Genomic DNA, 7,993 nt, shown 5'->3' with positions numbered 1-7,993 from the left:
ACGAGGTCACCGGGGTGCTATCGCCCAGCTGGTAATAACCCAGGATCAGCACCTTGGTGAACTGGTCGGCGATCAGCAGCAGCATGGACCAGCCGAGCCAGGCCAGCAGGCTGCCGCCGGCGGGGGTGAACGGTTTGCGCGCCATCAGGCCACCGTGCGGGTTTCGCCCGCGCCATACAGGTTGCTGGTGCAGCGCCCGCACAAGGTGGGGTGGGCGGCGTCCACGCCGACATCGTCACGGTAGTGCCAGCAGCGCTCGCATTTGGCGGCGGTCGAGGGGCTGACCTGGATGGCCAGCGCGTCACCGCAGTGCAAGTCCATCGCGGAGGTGATGAAGACAAATTTCAGATCCTGTCCCAGACTCGCCAGCAGGGCGTGGTCATCGGGGCCCACCGTCAACGCCACGTTGGCTTGCAGCGAAGAGCCCAGCTTACCGTCGGCGCGCAGCACTTCGATTTCCTTGTTGACCGCATCGCGAAGCTCACGAATCCGTGTCCATTTGGCCAATGGTGCCGCATCGGCTTCTGCCATGGTCACATAACTGTCCATAAAAATGGAGTCGCGCGTTGCCGCCGGTGTTCTGCCCGATTCAGCCAGTACCGCCCACGCCTCTTCAGCGGTGAAGCTCAGAAACGGCGCCATCCAGCGAAGCATGGCCTGAGTGATTTGCCACAGCGCCGTTTGCGCACTGCGCCGGGCCAGTGATTTGGGCGCGGTGGTGTAGAGCCGGTCTTTCAGCACGTCGAGGTAGAACGAGCCCAGGTCTTCACTGCAGTAAATCTGCAGCTTGGCCACCACCGGGTGGAATTCATAGACCTCAAAATGCGCCAGGATTTCGGCTTGTAATTGGGCCGCGCGGCTGAGCGCGTGGCGGTCGATTTCCAGCATTTGATCCAGCGGCACGGCATCCGCCACAGGATCAAAGTCCTGGGTATTGGCGAGCAAAAACTTCAACGTGTTGCGGATGCGGCGGTAGGTGTCAACCACACGCGCCAGAATCTTGTCGTCACCGGCAATGTCGCCCGAATAGTCGCTGGCAGCCACCCACAGGCGGATGATTTCGGCACCGAGCTTCTTGCTGGTTTCCTGCGGGTCAACGCCGTTGCCGGCGCTCTTGCTCATCTTGTGGCCCTTGCTGTCCACGGTGAAGCCGTGTGTCAGGATGCCTTTGTAGGGCGCGCGGCCGTACATGGCGCAGGCGGTGAGCAATGAAGAGTGGAACCAGCCGCGGTGCTGGTCGTGGCCTTCCAGATACAGGTCAGTCTCGGGGCCACTGTGGTGGCCGCTGCCGGGGTGCGAGCCCTTGAGCACCGTGGTGTGGGTGGTGCCGGAGTCGAACCAGACTTCCAGAATGTCGCTGCTTTTGGTGTAGTGGGGGGCGTCTGCGGCACAACCCACTTTTCCCAAAATCTCTTCGGTGCCGGCCTTGCTCCAGGCCTCGATGCCCCCTTGCTCAACCATGTCGGCGGCAAGGTCCAGGATTTCCATGGTGCGCGGGTGCAAATCACCGCTGTCCTTGTGCAGGAAGAAGGGAAGCGGCACGCCCCAGCTGCGCTGGCGGCTGATGCACCAGTCGGGGCGGCCGGCAATCATGTCGCGCAGCCGCACCTTGCCGTTCTCGGGGTAAAACGCGGTGGCTTCAATCGCTTCCAGCGCAATCTTGCGCAGCGACTGTGGCGCCTTGTCCTTGGTGAAAACGCCTTCGCCTTCGTCCATGCGGATGAACCACTGGGCGGCGGCGCGATAAATGACCGGCGTCTTGTGGCGCCAGCAATGCGGGTAGCTGTGCACGATGTCGGTGGTGCAAAACAGGCGGCCGGCGTCGCGCAGGGCGTCGATGATGACCGGGCAGGCTTTCCAGATGTGCTGGCCGCCAAACAGCGGGAAGTCGTCGGCATAAGTGCCGTTGCCCTGCACCGGGTTCAGGATATCGTCGTAGGCCATGCCGTGGGCGACGCAACTGTTGAAATCTTCCACGCCATAAGCGGGCGCCGAATGCACGATGCCCGTGCCATCGGTGGCGCTGACGTAGTCGGCCAGGTAGACCGGGCTCAGGCGGTCAAAGCCGGCATCCACATGGGCCAGAGGATGTTTGAAATTGATGCCGCCCAAGGCCTTGCCGTTGGTGGTCGCCAGCACGGTGCCAGTCAGGCCGAAACGCTCCAGGCAGGCCGTGACCAACTCCTGGGCGAGCACCAGCAGGCCGCGTTCGGTATCGACCAATGCATAGGTGAGTTCCGGATGCGCGTTGAGCGCCTGGTTGGCTGGAATGGTCCAGGCGGTGGTGGTCCAGATAACGGCAAAAGCGTCTTTGGTGAGCGCGTCCAAACCAAAGGCGCTGGCCAGTTTGGCCGGCTCGGCGCATAAAAAACCCACATCCAGCGTTTGTGACTTTTTGTCGGCGTATTCAATCTCGAACTCGGCCAGGCTGGAGCCGCAGTCAAAACACCAGTAAACCGGTTTCAGGCCACGGTAAACAAAACCGCGCTCAATGACGCGCTTGAAGGCGCGAATCTCATCGGCCTCGTTCTTGAAGTCCATGGTGCGGTAGGGATGGTCCCAGTCGCCCAGCACGCCAAGGCGCTTGAAGTCTTCGCGCTGCAGGTCGATCTGTTCGGTGGCGTAGGCGCGGCTCTTGGCCTGCATCTCATCACGCGCCAGTTTGCGGCCAAACTTCTTTTCAATGGCGTTCTCGATCGGCAGCCCGTGGCAGTCCCAGCCGGGGATGTAGGCCGCGTCCAGGCCCTTGAGCTGGCGCGCCTTGACGATCATGTCTTTCAGAATCTTGTTGACGGCATGGCCCATGTGAATCTGGCCATTGGCGTACGGCGGTCCGTCATGCAGCACAAATTTGGGCGCGCCCTGGCGCGCATTGCGCAGCTTTTGGTAAAGGCCCTTGTCCTGCCACTGCTTGACCCATTGCGGTTCGCGTTTGGGCAGGTCGCCGCGCATTGGAAACGGGGTGTCGGGCAGGTTCAGCGTGCTGCGGTAGTCGGCTTTGCCGACGGGGCCGACGGCATCAGGTGTCTTAGTGGTCATGGTGGCGCAAGGTAGCAAAGTAGGCACGGGCGTGCTCGCAGTCCTGACGGATGCCAGCGGTCAAAGCGTCCAGGGAGTCGTATTTGAGTTCGTCGTGCAGTTTGTGGAGAAGTTCCACGCGCACAATTTTACCGTAGGCCCCCTCCTGCCCAAGGTGCGCCGGCCAGTCGAGACAATAGGTTTCCAACAGCACCCGCCCGCCGTTGACGTCACTCGGGTCGATAGATGGCCGAATGCCCAGATTGGCCACCCCCATCAGCGGGGCTTCGGCCAAGCCATGCACCAGCACTGCAAAGATGCCGCTGGCCGCCGGCTTCCAGTGGGCGAAGCGCTGGTTCAGGGTCTTGAAGCCCAGGCTGCGGCCCAATTTGCGGCCATGCACCACATGGCCCGAGATGCGGTAGGGGTGCCCCATCAGGCGGGTGGCATCCTGCATCCGGCCCTCAGACAGCGCGTCACGCACGACCGAGCTGGACACCCGCAGGCCATGCACCTCGTAGCTGTTCATGCGGGCCACATCAAAACCCTGTTTTACGCCAGCGGCATCGAGAGTTGCGTAGTCGCCAGTGCGGCGCTGGCCAAAGCGAAAATCGTCACCGACCAGCACATACCTGGCACCCAGGCCCTGCAGCAAGACCTGGTCAATGAAAGCCTGCGGCGACAGGTTGGCCAGCTTTGCATCAAACGGCAGCACCACGGCCTGGTCGACGCCACATTGGGCCAAATCAAGCAGCTTGTCGCGCAGCGTGCCCATGCGAGCTGGCGCCAAATCGGGGTTGCGGGTGAGTGCGGCAAAGAAGTCGCGCGGGTGCGGCTCAAAGGTGAGCGCGCAACTGGGTACACCGCGTTGCTGCGCCTCGCCCTTGAGCAAGGACAGCATGGCCTGATGGCCGCGGTGCACGCCGTCGAAGTTGCCAATCGTCAAGGCGCAGGCTGGCGCGATATCTGGATGCTTGAAACCCCGGAAAATCTTCATGAATTGTTATGAATTTGATAGCGTTGTGCGTACATTTACAAACGCTTGACGTCAATTTGACACATAAAAGGAGTATATTGTGTCCCAGATGCGGGCAGGGCTCATGTTGCTGGCATCATTTATGCATTAAAGCTCGGTCGGATAACGTACTTTTCAGGAGTCGTGTTTTGAAAGTTTTGAAGCTGTCAGCCCAGGGGTTGCCCCAATCGTGGATTTCGCTCGAACAGGCGGTGATTCATTACGCCGCAGAAGAGGTGCGCTGGGAAATGGGCCGGCAGGTGGCGGTGTTTCATGGCGGTCACAACGCGCTCACGGGCCAGCAATCCATCATTACCGTGTCGAGCATCATCGGCACCAAAGGCGTGCCCGGTATCAACCCGTTCGAGCTCAAACCCGGGCTGACCAACAGCAAACTGTTTGCCCGCGACCGCAACCTGTGCGCCTACTGTGGCGACCAGTTTGATGAGCATGATCTGACGCGCGAGCACATCATTCCGTTTGCGCAAAAAGGCATCGACAGCTGGATGAATGTGGTCACGGCGTGCCGCCCCTGCAATCACCGCAAAAGCCATCGCACACCCGAGCAAGCGCATATGCCGCTGCTCTTTACCCCCTATGTGCCCAGCCTCTGGGAAGACTTCATCTTGCGCAACCGGCGTATCCTGGCTGACCAAATGGAATTCTTGATGGCGCATGTGCCCAAGTCCTCACGTTTGATGGCCTGAACGGTTTTTCGGTGAGATTTGATGTGTGGTAGGTCAGGCTCCAGCCTGGCCGGCCCGGCAAATGTCGGGTACAGGGAGTACAACTATGAAAAGCGTGAGAGTTTCGTGGCGCCTGACGCCTTTGTGTCTGCTGTTGGGCAGCGTGTATGCCACCAGCGCCGGGGCAACTGCTGCGGCTCAACTGGTGGCGCTGGAAGCCGCCGCATCCGCGCAGCCAGCGCTTATGCACGCCAGATTCTGGCAGGCCGGCTTTGACCCCGACACCTATCTGGTGAGCGAAAAACTCGACGGCGTGCGTGCCTTCTGGGACGGCCAGAGCCTGCGTTTTCGCAGTGGTCTGCCGATTGCGGCACCCGACTGGTTCACTGCCGGATTGCCCAAAACGCCGCTCGATGGCGAATTGTGGCTGGGCCGGGGCCGCTTTGACGAACTCTCTGGCGCAGTGCGCAAGAAGCTGCCGGTGGACACCGAATGGCGCCAGTTGCGCTACATGATTTTTGACCTGCCCGGTGCCCCTGGCTCGTTTGCAGAGCGCGCCCAGCGCACCAGCGTCCTGGTGGCAGAGGCAAGACAGCCCTGGCTACAGGCGGTGGCGCAAAACCGGATTCCAACTGCCGTCAGCTTGCAAAACTTGCTGGATCAGACCGTTTTGGAGGGTGGCGAAGGCCTGATGCTGCACCGCGCCAACGCCTTGTGGTCGCCCGGGCGCAGTGATGTGCTGTTCAAATTCAAGCCCATGCCCGATGAAGAGGCGCGCGTGCTGGCGCATTTGCCGGGCAAAGGCAAACACGCGGGGCGCATGGGCGCCTTGCTGCTGGTCTTGCCCGACGGCCAGCAGTTTGCCCTGGGCACGGGCTTTAGCGACGCCCAACGCGCGGAACCACCACCGGTGGGCGCCATCGTGACCTACCGCTACCGTGACCGCACGCCCAAGGGGCTGCCCCGGTTTGCCTCGTTTCTGCGGGTGCAGCCACAATAAGGCGCATGAGCAAAGCCTTTACCAAAGAAACAGACAACGACGACGATGACGACGAAATTCGTCTGCCGCCCTTGCCCGCAGGTGGCAAAAACTACATTACCCCCCAGGGGTTTGCCACCCTGCGCCAGGAACTCAAAACGCTGATTGACGTGAGCCGTCCCAAAATGGTGGAGGCGGTGCACTGGGCCGCCAGCAATGGCGACCGGTCCGAAAACGCCGACTACCACTACGGCAAAAAGCGCCTGCGTGAAATTGACCGGCGCATCCGCTTTCTGATCAAGCGTCTTGAAATTGCCGAGGTCACCGACCCGTCGCTGCACTTTGGCAACACCCAGGTGTTTTTTGGTGCCACCGTCACCTATGCCGACGGGCAGGGCGAGTTGCGCACTGTCAGGATCATGGGCATCGACGAGGCCAACAGCGCCAACGGCGAAGTCAGCTGGGTCTCGCCCATCGCGCGCACGCTGCTCAAGGCCGAGGAGGGCGATGTGCTCAAGCTGGTCATGCCGGACCGGGTGGACGAGATTGAAGTGATCAAGGTGAGTTACCCGGGGCCCGATGGCAATGATCAGCATCACATTTTGTCTTGATGGCCTCTGCCAGTCGTCATTGACGTAGTTCGCATCAATCGCGCAAGTGGGTCAGTCCACACTCGGGCAGGAGCCGCATGGATTCAAACGTCAGCGCGCGGCGGTCAGGGTTGGCATCAGGGCGCGTGCGTCGAGTTCGTAGCTTTTCAGTGAGTCTGCGAGCCTTTGTCTTTGAGCTGGTGTGGTGCTGTTGTGCAAGGCTGCAAAGGTCTGGCAATTCTCTTGGTTGACCAGGTCCATGCGCTGGCGGTAGGCGGCATCGGGCGAACGCATCAACCGTGCCAGCAGTTGCCTTGTCTGAGCTTGCGCCTGTGCCTCGCTCAAACCGCCTTGCGCAAGTATTTGCGTGGTTTGCAACACATCCTGATGACGCCGCAACAGGTCGGTCTGCATCAAACCGGGGTCGAATCCGGACGCCGCCACGCGGCTGCGCAGCAGGGCGCGTTGTGGGTCGCTCAAGCGCCCATAAAACATCTCACTGCGGTCAATCAGGCGTTTGCTGCGTTTGGCAAGCCGCTCTGCGATATCGTCGCTCAACCAGTCCTCTCGCCAGGTTTGCTGCCGTTTGGCGAGCTGATGCCGCAGGTGGATGAACTGGTCTGGCTTGAGGCTGACCGCAAGTCTGGTCAGGGCAGGTGTGCTCTGGTCTGCCAGGGCTTGCAGGCGTGGGCGCAAGTCGTCCACCACCCGACAAACGGCAGCAGGCGTGGTGTCTTGCAGCGCCAGTGCTTGCAGTTGTGCCAGGGTCTGCGCCAAGGTCGGCAATTCCTGGCTGCGGTGCCAGTCGTGCAGTTGTGTCAAGTCATTGCGCAACGCCACACTTTGGGCATCACCCAGGTCAAGGTAGCTGTCCACCCACCAGTAGCCAAGGTCTGGCAATTGTCCGTAGCCGAGGCGCACCATGCTGCAGCCCGCCAAATACACGGTGAAAATCAGGCACAAAAGCCCGCCGATCATGCGGCGAACACTTCCTGAACAGGTATTGGAAATTGGCATGGCATCGACTTTAGACATTTTCCCCATCACAGCGGTGGATAAGGTCATCAGGAAACTTTGTTGAGGTGAAATAGGCGCCGCGTTGGCCCCTACCAGGCGTGATCTTGGGAAGTCGCAGCAAGTGCAAGTCTTTAGGGCGGCAACGGCAGGCTCAGTCCAACCGCACGGCCACGTCAAAGTGCCAAGTGCGGCGGATTTCGACAACGTCGTACTGGCGAGCCAGGGCAGGCGAAAATGCCGGGTAGTTCGCCTGGCTGCGCACGATGCGCTCAATGGCCTCGTCGATGCCCGCCACTCCGCTGGTGCGCACCATGGTCACCGACTCCACCGTGCCGTCGCTGCGAATGGCCACCGTCACCACGGGCTGGGTGTGGGGTTGCCTGGCCGCTTCGCGGACCAGGTCGATGGTCATGTTCATCTGGATCTTGCGGGCCCAGGCCTCCGCGTACAGGATGAGATCGGCGTTGGGGTCTGAGCGCCCGAAGAGCCGGGCCCGGCGCGCGGTGCTCAAGGAATAGGGTAACTGGTTTGCTTTAGCGGCCGCCGCATCGCGCCGGTCGGCTTCCTCGTTCAGCTGACGACCGATGGCGCGCAGCCGTTCTTCGCGTTGTGCTTCAGCCGCTTGCCGCTCGGCCCGCAAACGTGCGGCATCGGCTTGTGCAGCTTGCTGGCGGCTGGCTTCCTGTTG

At 61.2% G+C, this 7,993-nt stretch carries 7 protein-coding genes and 1 pseudogene; 3 read left to right on the top strand and 5 right to left on the bottom strand.

The genetic code is table 11. The features are described from left to right. The 3 genes and pseudogenes from GPS82_RS12405 to GPS82_RS12395 all read right to left on the bottom strand — a co-directional run. A pseudogene (locus tag GPS82_RS12405) lies at window positions 1–145 on the bottom strand (signal peptidase II); the annotation flags it as partial. Next, entirely contained in the window at window positions 145–3,039 is a 2,895-nt protein-coding gene (ileS, locus tag GPS82_RS12400) for an isoleucine--tRNA ligase (protein WP_296495176.1), read from the bottom strand. The gene ileS and the pseudogene GPS82_RS12405, both read right to left, overlap by 1 nt. Then, entirely contained in the window at window positions 3,029–4,015 is a 987-nt protein-coding gene (locus GPS82_RS12395) for a bifunctional riboflavin kinase/FAD synthetase (RefSeq protein ID WP_296495174.1), read from the bottom strand. Before GPS82_RS12395 ends, ileS begins: the two co-directional genes overlap by 11 nt. 167 nt (window positions 4,016–4,182) lie before the next feature. On the opposite strand from GPS82_RS12395, the gene GPS82_RS12390 reads away from it, so the two are divergent. The 3 genes from GPS82_RS12390 (at window position 4,183) to greB (ending at window position 6,309) form a co-directional block, all read left to right on the top strand. Then, window positions 4,183–4,740, top strand: a complete 558-nt coding sequence (locus GPS82_RS12390) for an HNH endonuclease (protein ID WP_296495172.1) — start codon at window positions 4,183–4,185, stop codon at window positions 4,738–4,740. 85 nt (window positions 4,741–4,825) lie between these two features. Continuing rightward, window positions 4,826–5,719, top strand: coding sequence for a DNA ligase (locus GPS82_RS12385; protein WP_296495169.1), 894 nt, complete (start codon window positions 4,826–4,828; stop codon window positions 5,717–5,719). Window positions 5,720–5,724: 5 nt separating this feature from the next. Beyond that, window positions 5,725–6,309 carry a transcription elongation factor GreB gene (gene greB / locus GPS82_RS12380; protein WP_296495167.1) on the top strand — a complete coding sequence of 195 codons (585 nt, stop codon included), beginning with the start codon at window positions 5,725–5,727 and terminating at the stop codon, window positions 6,307–6,309. Between the two features lie 90 nt (window positions 6,310–6,399). Here the strand turns inward: greB and GPS82_RS12375 are convergent, their stop codons facing one another. Both GPS82_RS12375 and GPS82_RS12370 read right to left on the bottom strand, forming a co-directional pair. After that, window positions 6,400–7,353, bottom strand: a complete 954-nt coding sequence (locus GPS82_RS12375) for a DUF6279 family lipoprotein (RefSeq protein ID WP_296495164.1) — start codon at window positions 7,351–7,353, stop codon at window positions 6,400–6,402. Between the two features lie 103 nt (window positions 7,354–7,456). Continuing rightward, window positions 7,457–7,993 (bottom strand): TonB C-terminal domain-containing protein (locus tag GPS82_RS12370; RefSeq protein WP_296495161.1); only part of this gene is annotated, 537 nt, incomplete at its 5' end.

The sequence above is a fragment of the Rhodoferax sp. genome (genome assembly GCF_011391645.1).
Classification (GTDB): domain Bacteria; phylum Pseudomonadota; class Gammaproteobacteria; order Burkholderiales; family Burkholderiaceae_C; genus Rhodoferax.
Note: the sequence above shows the minus strand (reverse complement) of the source record. Positions and strands in the feature narration are given on the sequence as shown.

Coding starts and splice junctions, on each gene's coding strand:
- GPS82_RS12385 (WP_296495169.1), top strand. CDS start 4,826: ATGAAAAGCGTGAGAGTTTCGTGGCGCCTGACGCCTTTGTGTCTGCTG.
- GPS82_RS12395 (WP_296495174.1), bottom strand. CDS start 4,015: ATGAAGATTTTCCGGGGTTTCAAGCATCCAGATATCGCGCCAGCCTGC.
- greB (WP_296495167.1), top strand. CDS start 5,725: ATGAGCAAAGCCTTTACCAAAGAAACAGACAACGACGACGATGACGAC.
- GPS82_RS12375 (WP_296495164.1), bottom strand. CDS start 7,353: ATGACCTTATCCACCGCTGTGATGGGGAAAATGTCTAAAGTCGATGCC.
- ileS (WP_296495176.1), bottom strand. CDS start 3,039: ATGACCACTAAGACACCTGATGCCGTCGGCCCCGTCGGCAAAGCCGAC.